Source organism: Rathayibacter sp. SD072, from assembly GCF_017355185.1.
GTDB lineage: Bacteria > Actinomycetota > Actinomycetes > Actinomycetales > Microbacteriaceae > Rathayibacter.
This window is the reverse complement of sequence record NZ_JADILJ010000033.1, coordinates 14,505-41,067: the sequence shown is the minus strand read 5'-3', so window position 1 is coordinate 41,067 and position 26,563 is coordinate 14,505. Positions and strand designations below refer to the sequence as shown.

Below are 26,563 nucleotides of genomic sequence, written 5' to 3'. Positions count from 1 at the left end.
GCCCGTCGACGCCCAGCCGTCGCCGTCCTCGCGCGGCCGTCGCCGCGCCCTCGTGATCGGCGCCGGGATCGGCGCCGCCGTCCTCGTCCTCGGCGGAGCCCTCGTCGCCGTCCCCCTGCTCACGCAGGGCGGGGACGACGCGGCGGAGCCCGTCGCCGCGGCACCCGGCACCACGGAGGCGGCCGTCGCGTGGGTCGCCTCCTCGCTCGACCCCGACTCCGTGCTCCTCGTCGAGGACGCCCTCGTCACCGACGTCACCGACGCCGGCTTCCCGGGCGACACCGTCGTCTCGGAGTCGACCCTCACGGCCGCCGCGCCGGACTCGGCCTGGCGCGCGGCGGACTACGTCCTCGCGACGCCCGCGCTCCGGGCGAGCGCGTCCGGCGAGGCCGAGACCGCGCTGGCCAACTCCGAGCCGGTCGCCGCCTTCGGCAGCGGCGGGTCCGCCGTGGAGGTGCGCCGGGTGCTCGACGAGGGGATCGATCAGGCCGCAGCCGCAGCCGCCGTCCTCACCGCCGCTCGCGCGTCGGCCGGAGGGCAGCTCGCCGCGAATCCGGCGCTCACCACGACTCCCGCCGCGCGTGCTCTGCTCGAGCAGGGTCGGGTCGACGCCCGCCTGCTCCTGCTGCTGGGTCAGCAGCTCGCCTCCGCGCCGCTCTCGGTCGCCGACTTCCCCGTCGGACCGAACGAGACCGACGGAGTGCGCCACCTCCTGGTCCTGTCCGGCTACAACGGGGCCGGCGTGCCCGCGGACCCCACCGCCACCACCGAGGCCACGACGTGGCTCGGCAGCCAGTCGGGGGAGTTCGTCCCCACCTCCGTCGAGTCGACCCCCCAGGGCCTGCTCGTCACCCTCGACCTCGACGAGCCGACCGGGCTGCTCCCGGGCGCGCCGTAAGGCACCACCTCACCCGAAGGACCTCTCATGCACCCGTTCGCCCCCTCCTCCCGCCGCCGCACCTGGGCCGCGATCGCCCTCGCCGCGGTGTCCGCCGCGACGCTCCTCGGAGCGGCCCCCGCCTCGGCCGCGGAGCAGGGGACCGGATGGGTGCGGGTCGCGCACCTCTCGCCCGACACCAAGTCGGTCGACGTGACCCTGACGTCGCTGGCGGGCGGCGGCGCCGCGTTCGAGCTCGACGACGTGGCCTACGGAGCGGTCTCGCCCTACTGGACCCTGCAGCCCGGCACCTACGTCGTCTCGATGGTGCCCTCCGACGCCCCCGAGGGCACGTCGCCCGTCATCGAGCAGTCCGTCGACGTGTCAGCGGGCACTCCGCTCACCGTCGCCGCTCTGGGCCGGAACGCCGTGCTGCGCACCACCGTCTTCATCGACGATCTGACGCCCCCGGCCGACGGGCAGACCCGCGTGCGGGTGATCCAGGCCTCCACGACGGCCTCGCAGGTCGACGTCGCCACCACCACCGGCACCGCTCTGGCCACCGACGCCGCGCAGGGGACCGCCACCCCGTACACGAGCGTGCCCGCGGGTCCCTGGAGCCTGGACCTCTCCGCCGGCAGCGTCTCGGCGACCGCCGACCTCGACCTGGCCCCCGGTTCCGTGGCGTCCCTCTTCGTCCTCGACGACGCGAGCTCGGGACTGGTCGTCTCCCCGGTCCTCGACTCCGCCGCGGTGGGCGATCTCCCCGTCGGCGGCATCCAGACCGGTGGCGGAGCGACCGCCGTGCACGTCTCCTCCGCGCAGGGTGCGGCGGTCCCCGGACTGCTCGGCGTCGTCTCCGTCCTCGGCCTGATCGCGGGAGCGGCCGCCCTGCTCGCGCGTCGCACCCGCCTCGGCGGCCGGACGAGCTGATGCGCGCCGCCGCGCACGCCGCAGGCCTCGTCGCGGCGCTCCTGCTCCTCGCCGGCTGCTCGGGCGCCCCGGGGGCGGGCGCGCCCGAGGGGAGCTCCCCGGTCGCCGCGAGCACTGCGCCGTCGCCGACCGCGCCCGCGACGCCCGGACCCGGTGCCGCCGGAGCGCTGCAGGACCCGGTCTCCACCGCAGCACCGGCCCGCTCCTCGGTCGTCCCCGTGCGCGTGGTCGTCCCCGCGCTCGGGGTCGACTCCACCCTCGAGTCGCTGACCAGGGACGGCACGGGCTGGATCCAGCCTCCTGTCGCGGTCGACGAGGCCGGCTGGTACCGCGACGGAGTGGTGCCCGGCGACATCGGTCCCGCGGTGATCGCGGGTCACGTCGACTCCCGCATCGGCCCCGGGGTCTTCCTCGACCTCGACTCCCTCGTCCCGGGCGACACGGTGGACGTCGTGCTCTCCGACGGCAGCACGCGTACCTTCGCGGTCACGGGCTCCGTGACGGTGCCCAAGGAGGCCTTCCCGACGGAGGACGTCTACGGCCCGCAGCCGACGGCCCAGCTGCGCCTGATCACCTGCGGCGGCGTGTTCGACGACTCCTACGGCCACTACGTCGACAACGTCGTCGTCTCGGCCGAGCGGGTCGCCTGACGTCCCGCGACTCGCAGCGGGCTCCGTGGTTCGGCGCGTACCCTCCCGGGGTATGAGCACCACTTGGAAGCGCTGGGCGCCCGCTGCGGCCGTCCCCCTGGTCGTCGTCGCCGCGGCCGTCGCCCTGCCCCTCTCCGCGAGCGCCGCCGGGGACCTCCCCGAGAAGTCCGCCTCCGAGCTGCTGAGCTTCGTCGCCGAGAACGACGTCACCGCGTTCTCCGGCGACATCGAGCAGACCTCCGACCTCGGGCTGCCCGATCTGTCCGCGCTGGGCGGGTCGGCCGCGGGCGGAGCGCCCGACTCCGAGGCCTCCGCAGTCGACGCCCTGATGGAGCTCGCCACCGGCTCGCACGAGGCGCGGGTCTTCGTCGACGCCGACCGCGGCGCCCGGCTCCAGGTCCTCGACCGCCTCGCCGAGCGCGACGTCGTCGCGACGAAGGGCGAGGGCGTCTGGGTCTACGACTCCGCCGAGAACACCGCCACCCACTTCCTGCCCCCGGAGTCCGACGACGCGGCCCCCGAGGCCGTCCCGCCGACCGAGGTGCCGACGCCCTCGAGCGTCGCCGAGCAGCTCCTCGCGAGCATCGATCCCACGACGACCGTCGCCGTCGGCTCCGACGTCGAGGTCGCCGGGCGGGACGCCTACGAGCTGGTCCTCACGCCGCGCGACGGCACGACCCTCGTCGGCTCCGTGACGGTCTCGATCGACGGAGAGACCGGGCTCCCGCTCGGCGTCGCCGTCACGGCCCGCGGAGGCACGGCCCCCGCGTTCAGCGTCGCGTACTCGAGCATCGACTTCGACGCTCCCGACGCGGCGATGCTGACGTTCACCCCGCCCGCCGGTGCCGAGGTCACCGAGAAGGCCGCGCCCGTGCACGAGGCGCCCGAGCCCGGTGCCGTCGAGCCCGGTGCGGTCGAGCCCGGTGCCGTCGAGCCCGGTGCGGTCGAGCTCCGGAAGCCCGGCGCCGACGGATCCGAGGTCGTCACGACCGGAAGCGGATGGGCGACCGTCGTCGAGCTGCCCGCCGGCGGCACCGGAGCGCTCGGCGCCCTCGACGCCGTGAGCACCCCCGTCGCCGGCGGCCGCGCCCTCGAGTCGGCCCTCGTCTCGGTGCTGCTGACCGACGACGGCCGCGTCCTCGCCGGAGCGGTCCCCGTCGACGTCCTGGTCGACGCGGCCGGTCGGTGACCGCGGCCGACCTCGCGGTCGAGACCCGCGGCCTCACGAAGCGCTTCGGGCGTCAGGAGGCCGTCTCGGGTCTCGACCTGGCGGTCCCGCGCGGAGCCGTGTTCGGCTTCCTCGGACCCAACGGCTCCGGCAAGACCACGACCATCCGGATGCTCCTGGCCCTCGCCGCACCGACCGCGGGGAGCATCACCGTACTCGGTGAGAGCATGCCCCGGCGCTCGGCCGACGTGCTCCCGCGGGTCGGCGCCCTGGTCGAGGGGCCCGGCTTCTACCCGTTCCTCTCGGGTTCGGCCAACCTGCACCGCTTCGACGCCGCCGAGGCCGGCACGTCGTCGCGCACCCGCAGGGCGCGCGTCGACGAGGCGCTGGCCCGCGTCGGGCTGGGCGCCGCCGCCCGCAAGAAGGTCGGCTCCTACTCGCTCGGCATGAAGCAGCGTCTCGGCATCGCCGTCGCCCTGCTCTCCCCGCGCGATCTCATCGTGCTCGACGAGCCCACCAACGGCCTCGACCCGCAGGGCACCCGCGAGGTGCGGTCGCTCGTGCGCAGCCTCAACGCCGACGGCACGACCGTGCTGGTCTCCAGCCACCTCCTCGCCGAGATCGAGCAGCTCTGCACCCACGCCGCCGTGATGCGGACGGGGCGCCTCGTGGCGCAGGGAGGGCTGGACGAGCTCCGCGGGGACGCCGCTGCGATCGAGCTCGTCACCCCCGACCCAGAGCGGGCGCAGCGGAGCCTCGCGCAGATGGGGCTGGTGCCCCGCACCGCGCCCGGAGGCCATCCCTCCGACCCGCCCGTCGTCCTCGCCGCGATGCCTCCCGGACTCGCCGCCGAGTCCGTCGTCGCCGTGCTGGTCGCGGACGACGTGCGCGTGCGCGGCTTCGCCGTGCGCCGCCCCTCGCTCGAGGAGCGCTTCGTCGAGCTGACCGGGGAGGGATTCGATGTCGAGCGCTGACCCCGCGATCGCCGTGCGCCGCTCCCGCGGGGGAGCGGGCGGGCTCCTGCTCTCGGAGCTCGCGCTGCTGTTCCGCCGCCGCCGCACGTGGGCGCTCCTGGCGGCCCTCGCGGCGATCCCCGTGCTGCTCGCCGTGGCCGTCCGGCTGTCGGGCGAGGGCGGCGGCCCGTCCTTCGTCGGAGCGATCGGGGGCAACGGCCTGTTCACCGGGTTCGCGGCCGTCACCGTCGCTGTGCCGCTCTTCCTGCCGTTGACCGTCGGAGTGGTCGCCGGCGACGCGATCGCGGGCGAGGCGTCCCTCGGGACGCTCCGCTACCTCCTCGTCACCCCGGTCGGGCGGCTCCGCCTGCTCGCGGTCAAGTTCGCGGCCTCGCTCGCCTTCTGCCTCGCCGCCGCCCTCACGGTGATGGTGGTCGGCATCCTGATCGGCTTCGCGCTGTTCCCCGTCGGGCCGGTGACGCTGCTGTCCGGCAGCACGGTGCCGCTGGCCGACGCCGTCGCACGCGCGCTGGCGATCGCCGTCTACGTGGCCCTCTCGCTCGTCGGACTCGCCGCGATCGGCCTGTTCGTCTCGACGCTGACCGACGTGCCCGTCGGCGCCATGGCCGCCACCGTGGTCGTGTCGATCGCGGCGCAGATCGTCGGCTCCCTCTCGCAGCTCGACGCGCTGCATCCGTTCCTCTTCACCGACCGGTGGTTCGACTTCGCCGACCTGCTGCGCGACCCGATCGCGTGGAGCTCGATCGGCGAGAACGCGCTCCTGCAGCTCGCGTACGTCGCCGTCTTCGGCGCCCTGGCGGCCGGCCGGTTCACGACCCGCGACATCCTGTCCTGACGCTGGCCGCAGGAACACGAGAGGCCGCCTCCCGCTGGAGCGGGGAGGCGGCCTCTCGACGGTTCAGCGGACTCAGCCCTGCGCGGCGAGCCCGAAGCTGACGGTGCCGCTGTCGTCGACCTGCGCGTCGAGCACCTTGTCGCCGAGGGCGACCGAGGCGGCGACGTCGAGGAAGACGCGGGCGCCGTCCTGCTCCACCACCGCGTCGGTGGTCTCCGGAGCGGCCGCGACCGCGACCGCGAAGTTCTGCGCGTCGAGGTCGTTCCCGCTGATGCGCAGGCCTCCCTCGACGGGGGTCTCGGTCTGTCCCGTGATGGTCTTGACGACGGTGCTGGCGTTGTCGGTGAGCGTGAGCATCGGTCGTTCCTTTCCGTCCGTGGTCGATGAGACGGCCACGATTCCGAGAACCGCCGTGCGTCTCAAGGCGGGGGAGCGGATGTGGAGGGGATGCACACCTGAGCGGCCTGCTCCCTCACCTGCGACACTGTCCGGATGCACCCCGCCGACGCCTGCCCGTGCGGAAGCCGCCGCCACTACGCCGACTGCTGCCGCCCCGCCCACCTCGGCGAGACCCCGTCGCCCACCGCCGAGCGCCTGATGCGCAGCCGCTACAGCGCGAACGTGCTCGGCAGCGCTCCGTACCTGCTCGCGAGCTGGCACCCGTCGACCCGGCCCGCGCGCATCGACCTCGACGACGGCGTCCGCTGGCGCCGTCTGCAGATCGTCGACACGGCCCGCGGAGAAGAGGGCGACGTCGACGGGCTCGTCGAGTTCCGCGCGTCCTACCGCTCGTCCGAGGGCGTCGGCCTCGTGCACGAGCGCAGCCGGTTCGTCCGCGAGGACGGGCGCTGGTACTACGTCGACGGCGACCTCCTCGACGACGAGTCCTGATCGGGGTCTTTCGGACACCTCGCCCGCGGCGCCCGCCCTCGTCCTACGCTGAGGGCATGGCCCAGGAATTCCGTCGAGCGGACGACGCCTCCCGCTACGAGCTGCACCAGGACGGCGCCCTCGTCGGCGTCCTCGACTACCGCGAGAACGACGAGGCGGTCTCGCTCGTGCGCTCGTTCACGTCGCCGCCGTTCCGCGGGCGGGGCCTCGCCGGCGAGCTCGTGGCGTTCGCGGTGGAGGACATCGAGACCTCGAGCACGCGACGGGTGGTGCCGCTCTGCTGGTACGTCGGCCAGTGGTTCGACGAGCACCCCGAGAAGGCGCACCTGCTCACCCGCGGGGGCTGAGCCTCACTCCCGGACGAGCGGCTCGACGCCTTCGAGGTCGGGTCCCAGTCCGATGTCGACCAGGCGGATGCGCCCGGCGAACGCATCACCGGGCGGCAGCAGGAGCCCCGCCTTGATCGCCCCGAAGGTGACGGTCACGTCAGCGCGCAGGACGACCGGGTCGGGCACGCCGCCGTCGTCCGGTCCGACGCCGCTGGGCAGATCGACCGCGACGACGACGGGCGGGTGCTCGCGGTCGGTGAGAGCATCGATCACCGTCGCGACGATCTCGCGCGGCCGTCCCGTCAGAGCGGGGTGGCGGGTGCCGATGCCGAGGATCCCGTCGACGACGACGTCCGCCTTCGCGACCGCCGCCAGCAGAGCGCGCACATCGTCGGCCTGCACGCGGTCGCAGCCCTCGTCGAGCGCGACCGCGAGGCCGCGCTGGTGCCAGCGGTCCGCGGTGAGCACCAGCAGCACGTCGACTCCGGAGGACGCCACCTCGGCCGCCGCGTAGAGGGCGTCTCCGCCGTTGTTCCCCGGCCCCACCAGCACGAGAACCGTTCCGGGCCCGCGGCGGTCGCGTCGCCCGGCGAGCAGTGCGCGGATCTCGCGTGCCAGACCGTCCGCAGCCCGCTGCATCAGCGGTTCGCGCCGGGCGAGGTGCGGCGCCTCTGCGGCCCGCACCTGCGCGGCGGAGTAGCCCTCGACCATCCCTCCACTGTGCGCTCCGAGGGGCGGTTCGGCAAGCCCGGTCCGGTGCTCGACAGCGGGCGATCGTCGGGTTCGGCAGAGGTGAGGGAATGTCAGTGGTCGCTGGTTCACTCCTAGTGGGGCGGGGGAGCGATCAGAGGAGGTGGCGGGTGTGGCGAGAGGGTTCGAGAGCGACGAGCGAGAACAGTCGTCGGGGTCGGAGTCGGGGCTCGCGGAGGTGCGCGGGCGCGGTGATCGGGCGGACGTGCTGGTGCGTTCGGTGGCTCCGGTGCTGCTGGCGGCGGCGGAGGAGCTGTATGAGGGGCATCGGGCGGCGCTGAGGTGTCCGGAGGCGTTCGCGCGGGGGCTGTCGCGGAGCGAGTCGGATGACCTGGTGGAGCGGTCGGTGCGCGCCGAGCTGGCCGTGGCGCTGGGGGTGTCGGAGCGGGTGGTGTCGCGGGAGCTGGAGTACGCGCAGCTGCTGGTCGAGGATCTGCCGTGCACGCGGGCGGCGCTGGCGTCGGCGTCGGTGCGGTGGGAGGCGGGGCAGGTGATCTGCGCGGTCGCGGCGACGCTGCCGCCGGAGTCGCGGCCGGCGTTCGATGCGCGGGCCGCACCGTTAGCGGTCGAGCTGACGCCGACGCAGCTGCGACGGCGGGTGGCGCGGTTGCGGGACGAGCTGCACGCGGAACCCCTCGCTGTGCGGCATGCGCGGGCTCGGGAGGATCGTGCGGTGTGGGTGGTGCCGGAGGTGGACGGCATGGCGGTGCTGTGCGCGCTGCTGCCGGCTCCGGTGGCGGTGGGGGCGTTCGCGCGGCTCGATCGCATCGCCCGCTGCCTGCGCGAGGGCGCGGAGAGCGGGCGGGTGGACGGCGACGGGCGCACGCTGTCGCAGCTGCGCGCGGACGCCCTCGCTGATCTGCTGTGCGACGGGGACGTCGCGGGCACCGCTCCCGGCGCCGGACCGGCGGACTCGACGTTCGTGCCGGGGGTGCGCGCCGAGGTGCGGCTGACCCTGGCCGCGAGCACCGCTGCCGGACTCGACGACGCGCCCGCGGTGCTCGACGGCTACGGCCTGGTCCCTTCCGGAGCCGCCCGCGAGCTGGTCGGGGTCGCCGCGTCGTTCACCCGGGTCCTGACCGAACCGCGTGCGGGAACCGTGATGTCGGTCGGGCGCACGCACCGGGTGCCTCCGCCGCAGCTGCGCCTCGCGCTGCAGCTGCGGGATCAGACCTGCCGCTTCCCCGGCTGCACCAGGGTCGCGGCGAGAGCGGAGGCGGACCACACGATCGAGTGCCGCCACGGAGGCGAGACCGCGCTCGAGAACCTCGCGTCGCTCTGCGTCGCGCACCATCACGTGCGACACGGCGACCGCTGGACCTACGTCCTCCACCCCGACGGCCCCGCCGACTGGACCACCCCCACCGGACGCCGCATCACCACGAGACCACCCGCACTCGCCCCCGAGCTCGCCACCACCGCGCGCTCGCCACGCTTCCAGGAGTCCCCACCGCCGTTCTGAGGGTGCCGGCCGGTGGCCGAGCCGGCCGTCGGGTGCGGCGGAGAGAGCGTCCTGCGGCGTTCCGAGCAACTCCTGGGGCGCTGCCGAGCCGCTCCTGCGCGCCCGGACCGCCGGCATCCCTCGGAGACGCTCGTCTTCCTCCGGCCGGAGGCGTCGGTTCGAGGTCCGAGCCGCCGGCGAGCACGGCTGCTCAGGACGACTGCACCGCCCGATCCGACTCCTCCACGATCGCCCGCATCGCGGTCTCGGCGGACTCCCCGTCCCCGTCGGCGACAGCCGATGCGACCGCGCGGTGCAATCGCACGGCCTCGCTGTCCGCCTCGCGCGGCATGAGCGCGTTGCGGGTGCGCCCCGCGAGTACCTCGGCCACCAGGTCGGCGAGCTGCGCGAGCATCCGGTTGCCGGACGCGGCCAGGAGGGTCCGGTGGAAGGCGGTGTCGGCGGCGAGGTAGGCGCTCTCGTCCGCCGACCCGGCGTTCGCCGACATCGTCCGCACCGAGTCCACCAGTGCCTCCCGTTGCGCAGGAGTCGCGTTCACCGCCGCGAGCCGCGCGGCCAGCGGCTCGACGCCCAGGCGGAGCTCGCTGAGCTGATGCAGCTGCCGTTGGCGGTCCGGTCCGTCCAGACTCCAGCCGATCACCCGGGGATCCAGCGCGTTCCACGACTCCTGGGGCTCCACTCGGGTGCCGGAGCGGCGCCGCGAGGTGACCAGTCCGAGGGACTCCAGCACGCGCACGGCCTCGCGCATCACCGACCGGGACACCCCCCGGCGCTCCGCCCGCTCGTCGGCGCTGAACGCCGTTCCCGGCTCCAGCTCCCCGCGCACGATCTGCGAGCCGAGCTCGTCGAGCACCGAGTGGTGCAGGGAGGGCGGCGTCGCGGTCATGGGGACATCCTCCCAAGTCCGCTCGACGCCGCGCCAATCATCGGACATAATCTTCGAGCACACCGGTTATGTCGGACATAACGCTCCTCAGGAGCCGTCCGGCCGCCGTCGGATCGACCAAGGACGCTCATGACACCGACTCTTCCCTCCCTCCTCCGCGCCGCGGGCGAGGAGGTCAGCACCACCGCTCCGCAGGGGCAGCTGATCCTCGCCGCGATCCTCGGCATCGCCGTGATCGTCGTGCTGATCACCTGGCTCAAGCTGCACCCCTTCGTCTCGCTGCTGATCGGCGCACTCACCACCGGTCTCGTCGCGGCGATGGCCCCCGCCGACGCCGTGGCGAGCTTCGCGCTCGGCTTCGGCAACACCATGGGCGGCGTCGGCATCCTCATCGGCCTCGGAGCCATGTACGGCAAGCTCCTCGCCGATTCCGGCGGCGCCGACCGCATCGTCGACACCCTGATCGCCCGCTCCAGCACCCGGGCACTGCCCTGGATGATGGGCTTCGTCGGCGCGCTGATCGGCCTGCCGATGTTCTTCGAGGTCGGCCTCGTGCTGCTCATCCCCGTCGTCATCCTGGTCGCCCGCCGAAGCGGACTGCCCCTGATGAAGGTGGCCGTCCCGACGCTCGCCGGCCTCTCCGTCATGCACGGTCTCGTGCCGCCGCACCCGGGCCCGCTCGTCGCCATCGACGCCCTCGGAGCGAACCTCGGTGTCACCCTCGCGTTCGGCGTCCTGGTCGCGATCCCGACCGTCGTCGTCGCCGGCCCGCTCTTCGGCCGCCTCGCGGCGAAGTGGGCGCCCGTCGAGACGCCTCCGCTGTTCGGCGAGGGAGCCGGCGACGCCCGCGAGCACCGCCCCGGCTTCGTAGCCGCGGTCGCGAGCATCCTGCTGCCCGTCGTGCTCATGCTCGGCAAGGCCGTCGCCGACATCGCCGCTCCGGGATCCGACGACGCGTGGAAGTCCCTGCTCGACTTCCTCGGCACTCCGACCATCGCCCTCGCCATCGCGCTGCTGGCCGGTCTGGTGCTGCTCGGGCGCGGCGGCCGGATGAACCGCTCCGAGCTGCAGGACTCGCTCTCCAGCTCCCTCCCGCCCATCGCGGGGATCCTGCTGATCGTCGGCGCCGGCGGCGGATTCAAGCAGGTCCTCGTCGACACCGGCATCGGCAGCGTCGTCGCTCGGCTCGCCGAGGGGAGCGGAGCGTCCGCGCTCCTGCTCGCCTGGCTCGTCGCGGTCGTCATCCGCATCGCCACCGGCTCGGCGACGGTCGCCACCGTGACCGCCGCAGGGATCCTCCAGCCTCTGACCGAGACGATGGACGGACCGATGGTCGCCCTCATGGTGCTCGCGATCGGCGCCGGCTCGGTGTTCCTGTCCCATGTCAACGACGCGGGCTTCTGGCTCGTCAAGGAGTACCTGGGACTCAGCATCGGCCAGACACTGAAGACCTGGACCGTGATGGAGTGCCTGGTCTCGGTGACCGGGCTCGCCGGGGTGCTCGTGATCGGTCTGTTCGTAGGAGGTCTCTGATGTCGCAGCCGCTCACCGCGCCTGTCCGCGCGATCGTCGTCATGGGGGTGTCCGGCAGTGGGAAGTCCACGGTCGCCGCCCTGCTCGCCGGTTTCCTGCACTGGAGCTTCCTCGAGGGCGACGACCTGCATCCGCGCTCGAACGTCGAGAAGATGGCGGCAGGAACGCCTCTGACCGACGTCGACCGGGGGCCGTGGCTCGCCGAGATCGCCCGAGAGGTCGACGAGCGGATCGCTAACGGCCGCCCTGTCGTCGTCACCTGCTCGGCTCTGCGCCGCAGCTACCGCGACATCCTGCGCCGCGACGACCTGGTGTTCGTGCACCTCGCCGGGTCGAAGGAGGTCGTCGCCGACCGTCTTGCCTCGCGGCTCGACCACTTCATGCCGGCGGCGCTCCTGGACTCGCAGTTCGGCCTGCTCGAGCCCCTCGGCGACGACGAGCGTCACATCGCGGTCGACGTCGGCAGGGCTCCGGAGGAGGAGATCGCGGAGATCGTCGAGCGGCTCGGTCTGAGCTGACCCGAGCCGACCCGGTCCGTCCGACCCGGTCCGGCCCGCCCGCCCGATCCGCACCGTCCCGGGCGATCCGTCCTCTCCTGGTCGGCCGCGGAGCGAGTTCCGCTTGCACCCCTGTCCGCATCAGGGCACTGTCGTCCCAGGGCCCGCCGAGCACTGGAGACCGATGGACGACGAGAATCTGCTCGCAGCACTGCACCGCGGTCGTCCGGGCACTCTGGCCGAGGCGGCCGAGCTCACCCACCTCGATCCGTCCGAGGTGGCGGCGGGGGCCGAGCGGCTCCGCGGCCGGGGGCTGCTGGCGGGCGAGGGCGAGCTGCTCTCGTACGTCCCGCCGGCCGAGTGGGCAGGCCTGCGGATCGCGCAGCACACGGCGGCGGCCCGCCGCGCCACCCGGGAGTCGACCGACGGCATCGAGGGCATCGTGGCCGAGCTGCAGGGCCTGCTCGGAGCCTGGTCGGTCGGCGAGGTGTCCGGCGACCTCGTGCCCACCCTCCTGCGCCACGGACCGCACGCCTCCGAGGACCTCTGGTTCGATCTCGTCCGCCGCGACTCCGGAACCCTCATCGCGGTCCTGCCGGATGTCGAGCGCTTCCTCGATCCGCCGACCGAGCGGGCGCTGCGCTTCGGGCGCGCACTGGCCGCCAAGGACCGCGTGCGGGTCATCATCCCGTCCGAGGGGATCCGCGACCCGCGGGTGCTCGCCCGGATCGAGGCGTACCAGCAGGCGGGCGTGGAGTACCGGCTGCTCGAGACCCCGCCCAGCTGGTTCTGGGTCGACGGCGAGTACCTGGCGGTGCCGTTCGAGTGGGGCGAGACCCGGCCGACGAGCGTGCTGGGCCTGCGGCATCCCGCCCTCGCCGGGCTGGTCGGCTCGTACTTCGAGGAGCTCTGGCGGCAGGCCGTCCCGGTCGACGCCGTCGAGGAGCACTGGACCCCGCTCCTGCGCCTGATGCGCACGGGCATCACCCTCGAGACCGCGTCCTACCGGCTCGGCATCAATCCGCGCACCGGCCGTCGTCGGGTCGCCGCCGCCATGGAGCACCACGGGGTCTCCACCCTGTTCGCGCTCGGGGCGGCCTGGGCGGTCGACTACCGCTCAGCGGGGGCCGAGCCGGGCACCTGACGCGGTGCGCGCCCGCTCGTCGTGGGCGGGGCCGGCGGCCCGGCGCTCCCGTCCGTCCGTAGGATCGGGTCATGGCCAGGGGGACGCGCTCGCACCGCACACAGGCCTACCTCCTGGAGCACCCCTGGGCGCTGTCGCTCATCAGCGCCGTCTTCGTGCTCGCGATCGTGGTCCTGGCGGCCGACGCCGGCTGGGACCTCCGGGCCGACATCGGCGGCTCGCGCCGCCACGCCCCGCTGTGGTTCGTGCTCCTGCTCGGTCTGCCGCTGTTCGGCGCCGGAGTGGTGCTGGGAGTCGTGCAGCAGGTCCGGCTCCTGATCCACCGGTCCGCGGCATCGGCCGCACCGGGAGCCGACGGCACGCCGAGCGATGATCGGCGGCGGCTCGGCAGTGAGGGACCGGGGTGGCTGAGCCGGCGCGGCGAGGTCGGGGACGACGACCCCCCGAGCGCCGCATGAGCGCCCGGCGTGCCCATGCGCGGACCCCGGCCGCCGTGGCCGTGCTGCGGATCTCCCTGGCACTCGTCGTCCTCGCGGTCCTCGGCTACGCGTACGGCCTCCGTCTCGCCGCCGGCGACGGCGCCCCGTTCGACTACTTCGGCTACTTCACGAATCAGACGAGCGCCCTCTTCGCCGTCGTGCTCCTCGCGTCCGGCGCGGGCGCGATAGCCGGGCAGCGCACGTCGGCGGTGTTCGATCTCGTCCGGGGCATCGCGACGGCGTCGCTGATCGTGGTCGGCGCGATCTACAACACCCTCGTCCCGGGCACCGGATCCGCCCCGACCTGGGTCAGCGCGCTCCTGCACGTCGTGCTCCCGCTGCTCGCGGTCCTCGACTGGGCGCTGGTCGCCGACCGCCGCCGGCTGCGCTGGTCCGCCCTGCCCGTGGTCCTGGCGCACCCGCTCGTGTGGCTCGTCGTCGTCCTCATCCGCGGACGCACGGACGGCTGGGTCCCCTACGGCTTCCTGCTGCCCGCGAACGGCGCGCCGTCCCTCGTCCTCCACGTCGTCGGCCTCTCCGCCGCCGTGCTCGCGGCAGGAGCGGCGGTGTGGGCGCTCAGCCGCCGTGCCTCCCGCCCAGCAGCTCGTCCACGCGGGTGACGGGCAGCCCGAACGCCTCCGCGACCGCCGCGTTCACCACGTGCCCCTCGTGGGTGCTGAGGCCCTTCGCGAGGGACGGGTCGGCCGACAGCGCCCCCTCCCATCCGCGGTCGGCCAGGGCCACGACGTAGGGGAGCGTCGCGTTCGTGAGGGCGCGCGTCGAGGTCTCGGGAACGGCACCCGGCATGTTCGCAACGCAGTAGTAGACGCTGTCGTGCACCGCGAAGACGGGATCGTCGTGCGTGGTCGGCCGCGAGCCCTCGAAGCAGCCGCCCTGGTCGATCGCGATGTCGACCAGCACGGAGCCCGCCTTCATGGTGGCGACCATCTCGTCCGTCACGAGCTTCGGAGCGCGAGCCCCCGGGATCAGGACGGAGCCGACGACCAGATCGGCCTCGGCGACCTGGGCGGCGATCTCGTAGGTCGACGACGCCCGGGTCTGCACCGCGCCGCCGAACCGGTTCTCGAGCTCGCGCAGGCGGGGGAGCGACAGGTCGACGACGGTGACGTCCGCGCCCATCCCGAGGGCGTTGGCCGCGGCATGCTCTCCGGCGACTCCTCCGCCGATCACCACGACCTTCGCCTTGGGTGTGCCGGGCACTCCGCCCAGGAGCGTGCCGCGCCCTCCGGTCGGGCTCATCAGGTGGTAGGCCCCGACGGTGATCGAGAGGCGCCCCGCGACCTCGCTCATCGGCGAGAGCAGCGGCAGCCGGCGGTCGGGGAGCTGCACCGTCTCATAGGCGATCGCGGTCGTGCCGGAGGCGAGCAGCGCGTCGGTGCAGTCGCGCGACGCCGCGAGGTGCAGGTAGGTGAAGAGCACCTGCCCCGAGCGCATCCGCGGGTACTCCGCCTCGATCGGCTCCTTGACCTTCAGGATCAGGTCCGCCTCGCCCCAGACCTCGTCGGCGTCCGCCGCGAGCCGGGCTCCGGCGGCGGTGAAGTCCTCGTCGCGGAGGTGCGAGCCCAGGCCCGCGCCGGACTGCACGAGCACGTCGTGCCCGCGCCGGACGAGCTCGTGGACGCCGGCGGGCGTCGCGGCGACGCGGCTCTCGTTGTTCTTGATCTCGCTGGGGATCCCGATGCGCATGACGGCTCCTCGACTCGCGGGCGCCCGAGGTGCGGCGCCCGGCACTGGGCGGTGGACGCCGATCCTGCACCGACGTCGGTCCTATCGTGCGAAGATCGTGTTCCGAACACATGACGTTCCGCAGGATCGTCGATGATCGCCGCCCGATCCGCAGGATCAGCGGTGCGAGAACAGGTGGGGCGGATGAGACCGAAGGATCTGCACGACCTCGGCGATCTCGACCCGGTCGATCGCACGCTGGTACGGCTGCTGCGCGCGGATGCCCGGACGCCCAACAGCCGCCTCGCCGAGCAGGCCGGCATCGCGGCGTCCACGTGCGTCTCGCGCGTGCGCTCGCTCCTGGACCGCGGCATCATCACGGGCTTCACCGCCGAGCTCGACCCGGCCGCGCTCGGACTCGCACTGCAGGCCCTGATCAGCGTCAGCATCCGCGTCGGTCAGCGCCAGGCGATCACGCGGTTCGCCGATGAGATCCGGGCGCTGCCCGAGGTCGTCCAGCTCTTCTTCCTCGGCGGCTCCGAGGACTTCATCATCCATGTCGCGGTCCGCGACTCGAACGATGTGCGCGACTTCGTGGTGTCGAACCTGTCGGCGCACCCGGCGGTGGCGTCGACCCGCACGAGCATCGTGTTCGACCACCACCGCAAGGGCCCGGCGGTCCCGGAGTAGCGCGGCCGGCGAGCGGTCAGTGCGCTCCGGGGTTCATCTCGCCGTCGCTGCGCTCGTCCAGCCCGGGGATCCGCTTCACGAGCCCGGCGATGCTCTCCTCCGGGATCTCGATGCGGGTGTCGCGCAGCCGCTGGCGCAGCAGTGCCTCCGGGTCCTCGTCGGGCCGCAGCTGGAGGTCTCCGGCGACCTGGAGCAGGATCCCCTGCACCTTCTCGTCCTCGACCGCGTCGTCGCTGCCGTGCTGGATCGGGTGGTCCTGGGATGCATTCGTCATGCCTCCATGCTTCCACCCCGCGCAGGGCTCGGCGAGCACTTGCGGACGCCGCCGCGCGGCAGGATGGAGTCATGCCGTTCACCCGCGCCGAGCTCGCCTCGTTCCGCGACCGCACCGTCGAGGACCTGCTGGGGCCCCGCGTCCGGCTCCTGTTCGTCGGCATCAACCCCGGGCTCTGGACGGCGGCGACGGGCGCGCACTTCGCCCATCCCGGCAACCGCTTCTACCCGGCGCTGCTCGCGGCAGGGATCCTCGAGCGGCCGATGCGCGTGTCGGAGGGGATGAGCGACGACGACCGCCGCCTCCTGATCGAGCGCGGCGTCGGCATCACGAATCTGGCCTCCCGCGCCACCGCGCGAGCCGACGAGCTGAGCGCGGCCGAGCTCCGCGCCGGAGCGGACCGACTGGTCGCCACGGTCGAGCGCGTCCGCCCGTCGGTCGTGGCGATGGTCGGGATCACCGCCTACCGCGCCGCGTTCGGCCGCCGCACCGCGAAGCAGGGCCGTCAGGAGGAGGGCATCGCGGGAGTCCCGCTCTGGGTGCTCCCCAACCCGAGCGGTCTGAACGCGCACGACACCACGGCCACGCTCGGCCGCGCGTACCGCGAGCCGGCCCTCGCCGCCGGGGTCGTGCAGCCGGAGGTCGAGGAGGCCGATATCGTCCTGAACGGCGCCGTCGAGGAATAGTCCTCGTCGCCGGGAGGTTGCAGAAGTCCATGAGTACGCATGAAGTGAAGTTCGGGGTCGACACGTTCGGCGACGTCACCCGCGGCGCCGACGGCGCCCTGCTCCCGCACGGCCAGGTGCTGCGCGACGTCGTCGAGGAGGGCGTCCACGCGGACGCCGTCGGCATCGACTTCTTCGGCATCGGCGAGCACCACCGCGCCGACTTCGCGGTCAGCGCGCCCGACGTGGTCCTCGCCGCGATCGCGGGGCGGACCGAGCGCATCCACCTCGGCTCCGCGGTCACGGTCCTCTCCTCCGACGACCCGGTGCGGGTCTACCAGCGCTTCGCGACGCTCGACGGCCTCTCCGGCGGCCGTGCCGAGGTCATCCTCGGCCGCGGCTCCTTCACCGAGTCCTTCCCGCTCTTCGGTCTCGACCTCTCCCAGTACGAACTCCTCTTCGAGGAGAAGCTGGAGCTGTTCCACGCGCTCGTCGAGGGCGGTCCGGTCACCTGGGAGGGTCGCACCCGCGCCGCGCTCACCCAGCAGAGCGTCTACCCGTCCGTCGAGAGCGGACGGCGCCTGCGCACCTGGATCGGCGTGGGCGGCAGCCCGGAGTCGGTGGTGCGCGCGGCGCGCTTCGGGTTCCCGCTCGTGCTCGCGATCATCGGGGGCTCGCCCGCGCGGTTCCGCCCCTACGTCGATCTGTTCGGCCGTGCGCTCGACCAGCTCGAGCAGCCCCGGCTCCCGGTCGCCGTGCACTCGCCGGGCTTCGTCGCCGACACCGACGAGGAGGCGCGCGAGCTCTACTTCCCGCACTACAAGGGCATGGCCGACGCCATCGGCCGCGAGCGCGGCTGGTCCCCGCTCACCCCCGAGCGCTTCGCGGAGGAGGCGGGCCCCGACGGCGCCCTGCACGTGGGATCGCCCGAGACCGTGGCCCGCAAGATCGCGAACACGATCGGCGCCCTCGGCATCGACCGCTTCGACCTCAAGTACAGCGCGGGCACCCTCCCGCACGCCGCGATCATGCACAACCTCGAGCTCTACGGCACCCGCGTGATCCCGATGGTGCGCGAGATGCTCGCCGAGGGCTGAGCCGCCGCTCCCGGCGCGTTCCGAGCGGGCGCAGTGCGGGCTCCCATCGGGCACCCGGCCCCCGCCGATATGCTCGAGGACCCGGTGCCCGCACCGCCCCCGACCCCTCCGGAAGACCATGCCCGACAGCCACGCCGCCCGCACGCCCTACGAGGTCCTCGGCGTCCGCGCCACCGCGTCCGACGACGAGCTGAGGAAGGCGTACCGCCGCCTGCTCCGCGAGACCCACCCGGACACGGGCGGGGACGCCGCCTCGTTCCACGCCGTCCAGCTCGCCTGGGAGCGGATCGGCAGCGCCTCCGCGCGGAGTGACTACGACCGCGGCGCTCCGGCTCCGGGTGCGCAGTCGCCGCAGTCGCCCTACACCGGCTCGCCCCGCCCGCAGACGGCCTCGGCCGTCCGGGCCCGCTCCTACGGCCACCCGGGCGGAGCGGCGCGCGAGTACTACCTGCGCCTCGTGCGCGAGTGGCTCGGCCGCGGTGTCGACGTCGACGATCCGTTCGACCCCGCGATCGTCCGCTCGGCCCCGCGCGAGGTGCGCAGCTGGCTGGCGAAGGCGCAGGCCGAGGAGGCGACCGCGTCCCTCGTCGCCTCCCTCGGCATCGCGTACACGGTCTGGAACGACGTCGCCGTCGGCGACGGCGGGCTGAAGGTCGACCATGTCGTGCTCGGACCGTCGGGCCTTCTCGCCCTCACCTCGGCGGACTGGGGCGATCCCGTCCGCCTGCGCAAGGGCGAGCTCGAGGGCCCGGGCATCCGGGAGGACGAGAAGCCGATCGCGTCGCTGTCCAAGGCGGCGCGCCGCCTCGGCCGGGAGCTCGGAGTCCGCTTCTCGGCGAGCGTGGTGGTGGTGCCGGACGACGGGCTCGAGCAGCCCTACGAGCAGGTCGAGCGGGGCCGCCACCAGGGCGCCGTGGTGATCCGGCGCTCGCTCCTGCCGCAGCTGCTGCGCTCGGGAACCGACGATCGGCTCGGCGGCTACGGCGAGTCGTTCGAGGTCCGCACCCGCGTGCAGAACCGCGTCCGCTTCGTCTGACGCCGCGCTAGCCCCCTCCGCCGGCCCGTGCAAGGGGTTAGCACGCGCCGGGGTCGCCGCGCACGATGGGACGGTGCCCGCGGGCACGCCCCACGAGCGGAACGAGGAGCGACCATGGTGCGATTCGGATACACCCTGATGACGGAGCAGAGCGGACCCAAGCAGCTGGTCGGCTACGCGGTCGACGCCGAGCGGCACGGCTTCGAGTTCGCGGTCTCGAGCGACCACTACTCGCCGTGGCTGACCGAGCAGGGTCACGCCTCCTACGCCTGGACGATGCTCGGAGCGGTCGCGCAGGCCACCTCGACCATCGACCTCACGACCTACGTCACCGCCCCGACGATCCGCTACCACCCCGCGGTCGTCGCCCAGAAGGCGGCGACGCTCGCGATCCTCTCCGACGACCGCTTCACCCTGGGCCTGGGCTCGGGGGAGAACCTCAACGAGCACGTGGTCGGCGAGGGCTGGCCCGCGGTCTCGGTCCGGCAGGACATGCTCGAGGAGGCGGTGCACATCATCCGCGCGCTGCACACCGGCGAGCTGGTCACCTGGGAGGGCGAGTACTTCCGTGTCGACTCGGCGCGGATCTGGGACCTGCCCGACCGGCCCGTCGAGATCGGCCTCGCCGTCTCGGGCGAGAAGTCGATCGAGCGCTTCGCCCCGCTGGGCGACCACCTCATCACCACCGAGCCCGACGCCGAGCTGATCTCGCAGTGGACCGCGGTCCGCGGAGCCGACGCAGCGCCCTCGCGCACCATCGGCCAGATCCCGATCTGCTGGGCGCCGGACAAGGAGCAGGGCATCGCCCTCGCGCACGAGCAGTTCCGCTGGTTCGCCGGCGGCTGGTCCGTGAACGCCGACCTCCCGACCCCGGCGGGCTTCTCCGGAGCGTCGAAGTTCGTCCGTCCCGAGGACGTCGCCGAGCAGATCGCCTGCGGCCCCGATCTCGACGAGCTGGCCGAGAGCTTCGTGCCCTACATCGAGGCGGGCTTCACCGACATCGCCCTGGTCCAGGTCGGGGACGAGCTCCAGCAGCGCTTCCTCGACGAGGCGGCCGACGGCCTGCTCGAGCGGCTGCGGGCCCTCGCGCCGTGACCCTCAGAAGCCGCGCAGGCGCTCGATCTCGCGGCGGTCGCGCTTCGTCGGCCGCCCGGCGCCCCGGTCGCGCTCGATGATCGCGGGCGCCGACTCGCGCGGCGGGGGCGGCGGAGTGAGATCCTCCGCGCACTCCGCGGCGATCGGCGCGCCGACGCGCTTCACGATCAGCCCTCGCACGATCAGGCGCCGGTCGAATCCGGCGATGCGCGCGCGGACCTCGTCGCCGACCTTCACGGTCTGCGCGGCCTTCGAGCGCTCGCCGTTCACGCGGATGTGGCCCGCGCGCGCCGCCGAGGTCGCGGCCGAGCGCGTCTTGTACACGCGGACCGCCCACAGCCAGGCGTCCACGCGCACGGCGCCGGTGACCGGGATCTGCATCCCACCAGTCTACGAACCCGAGCACGACGCGGTCCTCCCGGACCGCCCGACAAGGAGAACCCCATGAGCACCGACGGCATCAACACCGGATCGAACCCCAACGGCAGCACCTACACCGGGCAGGAGGACGCTCCCGTCGCGGAAGGCACCGCGACGAGCACCGCGGCCGGCACCTCGGCCGACGTGGGGATGAGCACGACGAGCGCCCGCTCCTCCGAGGGCGGCACCGGCGTCCCCACCCGCGGCGCGCCCCCGCACAGCGGTCTGCCGTCCGAGCTGCGCGACACCCCCTTCGAGCACTCCGGAGGCACGTTCTCCCTCGTCCCGTCCGGACACGAGGAGTGGCAGGTCCGCCACCCCGACGGCCGCGCCGTCGGCACGCTGGCCGTCATCTCGCACGCGGGGGAGGAGTCGGAGGCCGTGTTCGTCTCCAGCCGTCTCGGATCCGAGGACGCCGTCGCCGAGGGCACCGACTGGCGCGGCCTGGTCTCGGCCGTCATCAACGACGAGGCCGCTGATCAGCGCGAGGGCGTCGATCTCGATCCCGCCGCCGTGCGCGTGCGCGGAGGCATGATCAGCCGCACGACGACGGACGTCACCGACCTCTCCTGAGCGCTCGGCCCGGATCGACCGCGTCGTCAGCGCGCGAGCAGCGCCGCGTTGATCCTGGCCGACAGGGCCGGATCGACGCGGCGCTCCCGGCCGTCGACGGCACGGACCGGAGCGGCGTTGCGCGCGCTCGAGACCAGCCAGGCGGCGTCGGCGGCCTCCAGGTCCTCCTCGCGCAGCGGGCGGTAGGCGCCGTCCAGCCCCAGTCCCGGCGCCAGTGCGAAGAGATCCGCCTGCGTCGTCCCGGGCAGGAGCCCGAGGCTCGGCGGCGGAGTCAGCAGCACGCCGTCCGAGAGCAGCACGAGGTTCGACGTCGGACCCTCCAGCAGGAAGCCGTCGCTCGAGACGAACAGGGCGTCGTCGGCTCCGCGGCGCGCCGCCTCGCGGGCGGCCGCGCGGTTCACCGCGTACGACAGCGTCTTCGCCCCTGCGAGCAGCCAGGGCGACGTCTCGCGCACGTCGGAGCGGAGCCCGCGGTCCAGCAGCGCGATGCGCACCCCCTCCCGCCTCGCCGAGGTGAAGTCCGGGCTCGTCTGCACGAAGACGACGCCCGTGGGGCGACCGGCGCCCTCGAGGCCGCGGGTCAGGATCGTCTTCACCATCGCCTCCGGCACCGGCGGGTGCGCGGCGACCGCGGTCCGGATCGCGATGAGCCACGCCTCGCGGTCCGGGGCGACCAGCTCCAGCATCCGCGCCGAGCTCGCGAAGCGGTCGAGGTGGGCGTCGAGCGCCTGCAGCCGGCCGTCGACCAGGTTGATCGTCTCGAAGACCCCGTCGCCCCGGGTGAAGCCGAGGTCGGTGACGTCGATGCCGCCCACTCCGCTCGGGTCCACGACGACCGGGGAGGGGAGTCCGCGGGCCGGCGCCTCGGCGGACGGGCGATCGAGCAGGACGAGGGTCTCAGCGGGCATGGGCGGTGCGGTCCTTCCGGGCGGTGCTGCGGGGGGAGGGGCGGGGCAGGAGCACGATCACCAGCAGGGCGCCCAGGAGCGAGCCGAGCCCGTTCGACACGAGATCGCGGACGTCGGCGACGCGCGACGGCAGCCAGAGCAGCTGGATCGTCTCGACGAGCACCGAGACGCCGAGCCCCGTCAGCGCGGCGAGGAGGCGGCGGCGCGGCGGGAGCTGCGCGGCGAGCAGGGCGCCCAGCGGCACGAGCATCAGCACATTGGCGGTGAACTCGGCGACGTCGTAGTCGAACCACGCGGTCAGCGGAGTGGACCCGAGGAACGCGATGATCGAGCGCACGAGCTCGGACGGCTCACCGGCCGGGTACGGGGCCGGCGTCAGCGTGATCAGCGCGATCACGCCGATCCAGAGCACGGTCGCGAGGCGGAGGACTCCCGAGCGGCGCATCGTCCGATTCTGCCAGTCACACGGCGTCCCGCCGTCCGGCTCGCCCGGCGCGGTGTGCCAGGCTGGAGGGCATGACCGGCAACGACAGCGGCGGCGACGCCGCCCTTCCGCGCCACCCCTTCGACGCGTCGCTCGGCGACGGCTGGGTCGAGATCGGGGACGGGCGCCGGTTCTGGGGCCGCTTCGGCGCCGCCGGGCTGCTGCTGCGCGATCCCGACGGCCGCATCCTCCTGCAGCACCGCGTCGCGTGGAGCCACTTCGGCGGCACCTGGGGTCTGCCCGGCGGCGCACGGCACCCGGAGGAGAGCGCCTTCGAGGCGGCCCTGCGGGAGTCGGCCGAGGAGGCGGGCGTCCCGGTCGCGATCGTCGTGCCCGATGCCGCGAGCGTCGTGACCATCGGGCCGTGGAGCTACACGACGGTCCTCGCGCACGCGCTCGAGCACTTCGAGCCCGTGATCACCGATGCCGAGAGCACCGAGCTGCGCTGGGTCGCTCCGGACGACGTGGACTCGCTCCCGCTGCATCCGGGCTTCGGCGCCTCCTGGACCGGGCTCCGCGACCTCGATGCAGCGCTGCCGGTGCTCGTCGTCGATGCCGCGAACGTCGTCGGCTCCCGGCCCGACGGCTGGTGGCGCGACCGCGCCGGAGCGGCCGAGCGGCTCCTGCTCGGCCTCGCCCGGCTGAGCGTCGACGGACTGCCCGGAGCCGTGCTCGGCGTCGACGCCGACCGGGTCTGGCCGCTGATCGCGGTCGTGCTCGAGGGGGCCGCGCGCGACGCCGGTACCGGTGCGGCCCTCGCCGCGTCCGCGCCGGGCCGCCTCCGCATCGAGTCGGCCGAGGGGTCCGGCGACGACGCGATCGTCGCCCTGGTCGCGGGCCTGCACGCCCCCGCCCGCGTCGTCACCGCCGACCGCGAGCTCGTCGCCCGCATCGAGGCGCTCGGAGCGAGCGCCGTCGGGCCCCGCGCCCTGCTCGACCGCCTCGCCGCGGAGGACCACGCGGGCCACCGGGAATAGCCGCGCGCCGTCGGGGGTTGGAACCGGCATGGCTACGACTGCGATGACCCTCGACTCCCACGACGAGACCGTCTCCGACGGCATCGTCCTCATCGACTTCTGGGCGGCCTGGTGCGGCCCGTGCCGCCAGTTCGCCCCGGTCTTCGAGGCGTCGAGCGACAAGAACTCCGACATCGTCTTCGCGAAGGTCGACACCGAGGATCAGCAGCAGCTCGCCGCGAGCTACGGCATCTCCTCCATCCCGACCCTCGTCGTCTACCGCGACGGCATCCCGCTGATGGCGCAGCCCGGCGCCCTCCCCGCTCCCGCACTCGACAACCTGATCGAGCAGGTCCGCGGCCTCGACATGGTCGAGGTGCGCCGCCAGTACGACGAGGCGAAGGCCGCTCAGGCGGCCGCCGGCCCCGAGCAGTTCGCCGACGGCGCCCAGATCTGATCGGGCCCGATCCGATCCCGACCGCCATCGGCTGATCTCGAGCGCGAACGACGGAACCCCCGCCGACCGGAGGGTCGCGGGGGTTCCGTCGTTCGAGGGACTCGATCAGCCCGTGTTCTGCAGGCCGGCGGCGACGCCGTTGACGGCCAGCAGCAGCAGGCGCTGATTCTGCTCGGTGCCGGATCCGCCCGGGTCCGTCCGCAGCGCGCGGAGGGCGCGCAGCTGCAGGAGCGACAGCGCGTTGACGTAGGGCGTGCGCAGGCGCACGGCGCGGCCCAGCACCCGGTGCCCGGTGAGCAGGCTCTCCTCGCCCGTGATCGAGAGCACCCAGCGACGGGTGCGCTCCATCTCGTCGAGCACGAGGCCCGCGAGGTCCTCCCGGGAGTCGAGGGCCAGATAGCGGCGGGCGATGCCCTCGTCGGTCTTGGCGAGCGACATCTCGACGTTGTCGATCATCGTGGTGAACAGCGGCCACGACGAGTACGCCGACCGCAGCAGCTCCAGATCGCCGACCGCCTCGAGGGCGCTGCCGAGACCGAACCAGCCGGTGAGGTTCACCCGAGCCTGGGTCCAGGCGAACACCCACGGGATCGCCCGCAGGTCCTCGAGCGACTCGACCGAGAGACCGCGGCGGGCGGGGCGCGAGCCCAGCGCGAGCAGGCCGACCTCCTCCTGCGGAGTCACCCGGGCGAACCACGGCGCGAAGCCGTCCGCCTTCACGAGCTCGAAGAAGCGCTTGCGCGACTCGCGGTCCATGGTCGCCGCGACGTCGCGGAAGCGGTCGGCCGCCTCGGCGTTGCGGTCGCCCACCGAGGGGGAGGAGGCGAGGAGCGTCGCCCCCGCCACCTGCTCGATGTGCCGCGTCGCGATGTCCGGGTTGCCGTAGCGCGCGAAGATCACCTCGCCCTGCTCGGTCAGCTTGAAGCGGCCGTCGACGGATCCCGGGGGCTGGGCCAGCACGGCGCGGTTGGCGGGTCCGCCGCCGCGGCCCAGCGCTCCTCCTCGGCCGTGGAACAGCGTGAGCACGATGCCCTCGTCCTCGGCCCACTGCGCGATGCGCGCCTGGGCGTCGTAGAGCGCGAGGGTCGCCGAGACCGGTCCGACGTCCTTCGACGAGTCGGAGTAGCCGAGCATGACCTCGAGGCGGTTCCCGGTCTCGTCGAGGCGCTTGCGCACCTGCGGCAGCCGGATCATCTCGGCGAGGATGTCCGTCGACGCGTCCAGGTCGGCGAAGGTCTCGAAGAGCGGGACGGCGTCGATGATCGGGGGGTGCCCCTCCGTCGCCGCCTCGGCGAGCTCGAACACGGTCCGCAGGTCGTCCGAGGACTGCGTGAACGAGACGATGTAGCGCCGTGCGGCGTCCACGCCGAAGCGCTCCTGCACCGTGGCGATCGCGCGGAAGACGGCGAGCACCTCCTCGCTGCGCTCGTCGAGCTCACCGCCGGCCTCGATGGCCGCGATCGTCTCGCGGTGCACCTTCGAGTGCTGGCGCACCTCGATCTCGGCGAGGTGGAAGCCGAAGGTCTCGACCTGCCAGATCATGTTCTGCAGGTCGCCGTACGCCGAGCGGGCGTCGCCGGCCGCCACGAGCGACTCCTGCAGGGTGCGCAGGTCGCTCATCAGGTCGGCGGCGGCGGAGTAGGCGAGCGGGCCGCCGGAGCGCGTCGCGGCGAGCCGCTCCGCCGCGAAGAGCAGCACGCGGCGGTGGGTCTCGTTGGGGGAGCGGTCGGCGATGTCGGCCGCGAGCTCGGGCGCGCGGTCGGTGCAGGCCGACCAGAGGGCGAGGACCGCGTCCGAGGGCGGGGTGGTCGCGGCGTCGAGGGTCAGAGCGCGGCCCACGCGGCGCGCGACCCGCTCGAGGCCCATCAGCACGTGCTCGGAGGCGATGCCGACGGCCTCCAGGGTCGTCTCGGCGGTCACGAACGGGTTGCCGTCGCGGTCGCCGCCGATCCAGGTGCCGAGCCGCACGAACGCGGGGGCGATCGGGGCGCGGGTGCCGGAGGCCTCGCCGAGGAGCGCGTCGTCCAGGCGGCGGTAGACGCGGGGGAGGACCGAGAAGAGCGACTCGTCGAAGACGCTCATGGCCGTGCGCACCTCGTCCAGCGGCGAGGGCTTCGACTCGCGCAGCGGGGCGGTGCGCCACAGGGTGTCGACGTCGGCCAGCAGGCGGCGGCGGTTCTCGAGCAGCACCACGCCGCCCGTGCGCGGGTCGTCGCGCTGCTCGAGCAGCGCGCTGATCCGGCGGATGGTCGAGGCGACCGCGCGACGGCGGGCCTCGGTGGGGTGCGCAGTGAGCACCGGGCGGAACTCGAGGCGGGAGAGGCGGTCGAACGCCTCCTCCTCGCCGAGCTCGGCCGTGAGGGTGGCGATCGACGCGGTGATCGAGTCCTCCGGCGACTGCGCGCCCGCGTCCGCCTCGCGCTTGCGGAGCACGCGGACGCGGTGGAACTCCTCCGCCACGTTCACGAGGTGGAAGTAGCACGTGAAGGCGCGGGCCACCTCCTCGGCCCGCTCGGCCGAGAGCGACGCGACGAACGCCTCCGCGTCGGCCAGGTCCTCGGGTCTCCCGCTGTCGTACGCGCTGATCGTCAGCGCGCGCAGGCGCTCCACGTCGGTGTACAGGGACGGGTCCCCGGACTCGCGGAGCACCTGGCCGAGGAGCTCGCCCAGGAGGTGGACGTCCGCTCGGATGCGGTCGTCCAGGGGCGGCGCGACGGTGCCGTCGGCGGAGGAGGGGGCGGGTGCTGCGGTCGCGGCTGGCGCGTCGGAGATCGGAGGCACGTGAGAGACATTAGCGGCGGTGCGTATCCGGGA

31 protein-coding genes are annotated in these 26,563 nt (G+C 73.8%); 22 read left to right on the top strand and 9 right to left on the bottom strand.

What is annotated here, in order from left to right; genetic code table 11:
* From IOC53_RS13180 to IOC53_RS13155, 6 genes are all read left to right on the top strand, one after another.
* Window positions 1–898: hypothetical protein (locus IOC53_RS13180; RefSeq protein WP_207406383.1), on the top strand; the 898-nt coding region annotated here is incomplete at its 5' end.
* A gap of 27 nt (window positions 899–925) precedes the next feature.
* Window positions 926–1,810: a DUF4397 domain-containing protein gene (locus IOC53_RS13175; RefSeq protein ID WP_207406380.1), complete on the top strand. Its 885-nt coding sequence runs from the start codon at window positions 926–928 to the stop codon at window positions 1,808–1,810.
* Window positions 1,810–2,460, top strand: a complete 651-nt coding sequence (locus tag IOC53_RS13170; protein ID WP_207406378.1) for a class F sortase — start codon at window positions 1,810–1,812, stop codon at window positions 2,458–2,460. The genes IOC53_RS13175 and IOC53_RS13170 overlap by 1 nt, the downstream gene beginning before the upstream one ends.
* A gap of 52 nt (window positions 2,461–2,512) precedes the next feature.
* Window positions 2,513–3,649: a hypothetical protein gene (locus IOC53_RS13165; protein ID WP_207406376.1), complete on the top strand. Its 1,137-nt coding sequence runs from the start codon at window positions 2,513–2,515 to the stop codon at window positions 3,647–3,649.
* Entirely contained in the window at window positions 3,646–4,602 is a 957-nt protein-coding gene (locus IOC53_RS13160) for an ABC transporter ATP-binding protein (RefSeq protein ID WP_207406375.1), read from the top strand. Before IOC53_RS13165 ends, IOC53_RS13160 begins: the two co-directional genes overlap by 4 nt.
* Complete coding sequence (locus IOC53_RS13155; RefSeq protein WP_207406374.1) at window positions 4,589–5,437, top strand: ABC transporter permease; 849 nt, start codon at window positions 4,589–4,591, stop codon at window positions 5,435–5,437. The genes IOC53_RS13160 and IOC53_RS13155 overlap by 14 nt, the downstream gene beginning before the upstream one ends.
* 72 nt (window positions 5,438–5,509) lie before the next feature.
* On the opposite strand, the gene IOC53_RS13150 is transcribed toward IOC53_RS13155, so the two are convergent.
* Entirely contained in the window at window positions 5,510–5,794 is a 285-nt protein-coding gene (locus tag IOC53_RS13150) for a hypothetical protein (protein WP_207406373.1), read from the bottom strand.
* 135 nt (window positions 5,795–5,929) lie between these two features.
* On the opposite strand from IOC53_RS13150, the gene IOC53_RS13145 reads away from it, so the two are divergent.
* Both IOC53_RS13145 and IOC53_RS13140 read left to right on the top strand, forming a co-directional pair.
* Window positions 5,930–6,328 (top strand): YchJ family protein, encoded by a 399-nt coding sequence (locus tag IOC53_RS13145; protein WP_207406372.1) that lies wholly within the window; start codon window positions 5,930–5,932, stop codon window positions 6,326–6,328.
* The gene (locus IOC53_RS13140) at window positions 6,286–6,675 is read left to right on the top strand and encodes a GNAT family N-acetyltransferase (protein WP_374070836.1); all 390 of its coding nucleotides are present in this window, start codon (window positions 6,286–6,288) and stop codon (window positions 6,673–6,675) included. Before IOC53_RS13145 ends, IOC53_RS13140 begins: the two co-directional genes overlap by 43 nt.
* Before the next feature lie 3 nt (window positions 6,676–6,678).
* On the opposite strand, the gene IOC53_RS13135 is transcribed toward IOC53_RS13140, so the two are convergent.
* Window positions 6,679–7,368: an NAD(P)H-hydrate epimerase gene (locus tag IOC53_RS13135; RefSeq protein WP_207406363.1), complete on the bottom strand. Its 690-nt coding sequence runs from the start codon at window positions 7,366–7,368 to the stop codon at window positions 6,679–6,681.
* 244 nt (window positions 7,369–7,612) lie between these two features.
* Between IOC53_RS13135 and IOC53_RS13130 the strand changes: the two genes are divergently transcribed.
* Window positions 7,613–8,869, top strand: coding sequence for an HNH endonuclease signature motif containing protein (locus IOC53_RS13130; protein ID WP_207406362.1), 1,257 nt, complete (start codon window positions 7,613–7,615; stop codon window positions 8,867–8,869).
* A 190-nt stretch (window positions 8,870–9,059) separates the two neighbouring features.
* On the opposite strand, the gene IOC53_RS13125 is transcribed toward IOC53_RS13130, so the two are convergent.
* On the bottom strand, window positions 9,060–9,755 hold the full coding sequence (locus tag IOC53_RS13125) for a FadR/GntR family transcriptional regulator (protein ID WP_207406361.1): 696 nt from the start codon (window positions 9,753–9,755) through the stop codon (window positions 9,060–9,062).
* Window positions 9,756–9,884: 129 nt separating this feature from the next.
* On the opposite strand from IOC53_RS13125, the gene IOC53_RS13120 reads away from it, so the two are divergent.
* From IOC53_RS13120 to IOC53_RS13100, 5 genes are all read left to right on the top strand, one after another.
* A complete protein-coding gene (locus IOC53_RS13120; RefSeq protein ID WP_207406360.1) occupies window positions 9,885–11,288 on the top strand; it encodes a GntP family permease in 1,404 nt (467 codons plus the stop codon).
* Window positions 11,288–11,806 (top strand): gluconokinase, encoded by a 519-nt coding sequence (locus IOC53_RS13115; protein ID WP_207406359.1) that lies wholly within the window; start codon window positions 11,288–11,290, stop codon window positions 11,804–11,806. Before IOC53_RS13120 ends, IOC53_RS13115 begins: the two co-directional genes overlap by 1 nt.
* 163 nt (window positions 11,807–11,969) lie before the next feature.
* Window positions 11,970–12,929 (top strand): hypothetical protein, encoded by a 960-nt coding sequence (locus tag IOC53_RS13110; RefSeq protein ID WP_207406358.1) that lies wholly within the window; start codon window positions 11,970–11,972, stop codon window positions 12,927–12,929.
* Between the two features lie 71 nt (window positions 12,930–13,000).
* A complete protein-coding gene (locus IOC53_RS13105) occupies window positions 13,001–13,387 on the top strand; it encodes a hypothetical protein (protein ID WP_207406356.1) in 387 nt (128 codons plus the stop codon).
* Entirely contained in the window at window positions 13,384–14,028 is a 645-nt protein-coding gene (locus IOC53_RS13100) for a Pr6Pr family membrane protein (RefSeq protein ID WP_207406354.1), read from the top strand. Before IOC53_RS13105 ends, IOC53_RS13100 begins: the two co-directional genes overlap by 4 nt.
* On the opposite strand, the gene ald is transcribed toward IOC53_RS13100, so the two are convergent.
* Complete coding sequence (gene ald, locus IOC53_RS13095) at window positions 13,985–15,115, bottom strand: alanine dehydrogenase (protein ID WP_207406352.1); 1,131 nt, start codon at window positions 15,113–15,115, stop codon at window positions 13,985–13,987. The genes IOC53_RS13100 and ald overlap by 44 nt on opposite strands.
* Before the next feature lie 183 nt (window positions 15,116–15,298).
* On the opposite strand from ald, the gene IOC53_RS13090 reads away from it, so the two are divergent.
* The gene (locus tag IOC53_RS13090; RefSeq protein WP_207406350.1) at window positions 15,299–15,784 is read left to right on the top strand and encodes an Lrp/AsnC family transcriptional regulator; all 486 of its coding nucleotides are present in this window, start codon (window positions 15,299–15,301) and stop codon (window positions 15,782–15,784) included.
* A gap of 16 nt (window positions 15,785–15,800) precedes the next feature.
* Here the strand turns inward: IOC53_RS13090 and IOC53_RS13085 are convergent, their stop codons facing one another.
* Window positions 15,801–16,058: a hypothetical protein gene (locus IOC53_RS13085; protein WP_207406349.1), complete on the bottom strand. Its 258-nt coding sequence runs from the start codon at window positions 16,056–16,058 to the stop codon at window positions 15,801–15,803.
* A 71-nt stretch (window positions 16,059–16,129) separates the two neighbouring features.
* Between IOC53_RS13085 and IOC53_RS13080 the strand changes: the two genes are divergently transcribed.
* From IOC53_RS13080 to IOC53_RS13065, 4 genes are all read left to right on the top strand, one after another.
* The gene (locus tag IOC53_RS13080; RefSeq protein ID WP_207406348.1) at window positions 16,130–16,744 is read left to right on the top strand and encodes a mismatch-specific DNA-glycosylase; all 615 of its coding nucleotides are present in this window, start codon (window positions 16,130–16,132) and stop codon (window positions 16,742–16,744) included.
* A 29-nt stretch (window positions 16,745–16,773) separates the two neighbouring features.
* The gene (locus IOC53_RS13075; protein ID WP_207406347.1) at window positions 16,774–17,820 is read left to right on the top strand and encodes an LLM class flavin-dependent oxidoreductase; all 1,047 of its coding nucleotides are present in this window, start codon (window positions 16,774–16,776) and stop codon (window positions 17,818–17,820) included.
* Between the two features lie 118 nt (window positions 17,821–17,938).
* The gene (locus IOC53_RS13070) at window positions 17,939–18,856 is read left to right on the top strand and encodes a J domain-containing protein (protein ID WP_207406346.1); all 918 of its coding nucleotides are present in this window, start codon (window positions 17,939–17,941) and stop codon (window positions 18,854–18,856) included.
* A 114-nt stretch (window positions 18,857–18,970) separates the two neighbouring features.
* Window positions 18,971–19,951, top strand: a complete 981-nt coding sequence (locus IOC53_RS13065; protein WP_207406345.1) for a TIGR03557 family F420-dependent LLM class oxidoreductase — start codon at window positions 18,971–18,973, stop codon at window positions 19,949–19,951.
* A gap of 3 nt (window positions 19,952–19,954) precedes the next feature.
* Here the strand turns inward: IOC53_RS13065 and IOC53_RS13060 are convergent, their stop codons facing one another.
* Complete coding sequence (locus IOC53_RS13060; RefSeq protein ID WP_207406343.1) at window positions 19,955–20,332, bottom strand: RNA-binding S4 domain-containing protein; 378 nt, start codon at window positions 20,330–20,332, stop codon at window positions 19,955–19,957.
* 63 nt (window positions 20,333–20,395) lie between these two features.
* Between IOC53_RS13060 and IOC53_RS13055 the strand changes: the two genes are divergently transcribed.
* Window positions 20,396–20,944 carry a hypothetical protein gene (locus tag IOC53_RS13055; RefSeq protein WP_207406341.1) on the top strand — a complete coding sequence of 183 codons (549 nt, stop codon included), beginning with the start codon at window positions 20,396–20,398 and terminating at the stop codon, window positions 20,942–20,944.
* Between the two features lie 26 nt (window positions 20,945–20,970).
* Here the strand turns inward: IOC53_RS13055 and IOC53_RS13050 are convergent, their stop codons facing one another.
* Together IOC53_RS13050 and IOC53_RS13045 are read right to left on the bottom strand one after the other, a co-directional pair.
* The gene (locus tag IOC53_RS13050; RefSeq protein ID WP_207406339.1) at window positions 20,971–21,852 is read right to left on the bottom strand and encodes an aminotransferase class IV; all 882 of its coding nucleotides are present in this window, start codon (window positions 21,850–21,852) and stop codon (window positions 20,971–20,973) included.
* The gene (locus tag IOC53_RS13045) at window positions 21,842–22,297 is read right to left on the bottom strand and encodes a VanZ family protein (protein WP_207406338.1); all 456 of its coding nucleotides are present in this window, start codon (window positions 22,295–22,297) and stop codon (window positions 21,842–21,844) included. Before IOC53_RS13045 ends, IOC53_RS13050 begins: the two co-directional genes overlap by 11 nt.
* 71 nt (window positions 22,298–22,368) lie before the next feature.
* On the opposite strand from IOC53_RS13045, the gene IOC53_RS13040 reads away from it, so the two are divergent.
* On the top strand, window positions 22,369–23,313 hold the full coding sequence (locus IOC53_RS13040; protein ID WP_207406337.1) for an NUDIX domain-containing protein: 945 nt from the start codon (window positions 22,369–22,371) through the stop codon (window positions 23,311–23,313).
* A gap of 28 nt (window positions 23,314–23,341) precedes the next feature.
* Window positions 23,342–23,749 carry a thioredoxin gene (gene trxA, locus IOC53_RS13035; protein ID WP_207406336.1) on the top strand — a complete coding sequence of 136 codons (408 nt, stop codon included), beginning with the start codon at window positions 23,342–23,344 and terminating at the stop codon, window positions 23,747–23,749.
* Between the two features lie 105 nt (window positions 23,750–23,854).
* Here trxA and IOC53_RS13030 read toward each other — a convergent pair whose 3' ends face one another.
* Window positions 23,855–26,452 (bottom strand): phosphoenolpyruvate carboxylase, encoded by a 2,598-nt coding sequence (locus tag IOC53_RS13030; protein ID WP_207406388.1) that lies wholly within the window; start codon window positions 26,450–26,452, stop codon window positions 23,855–23,857.
* Between the last annotated feature and the right edge of the window lie 111 nt (window positions 26,453–26,563).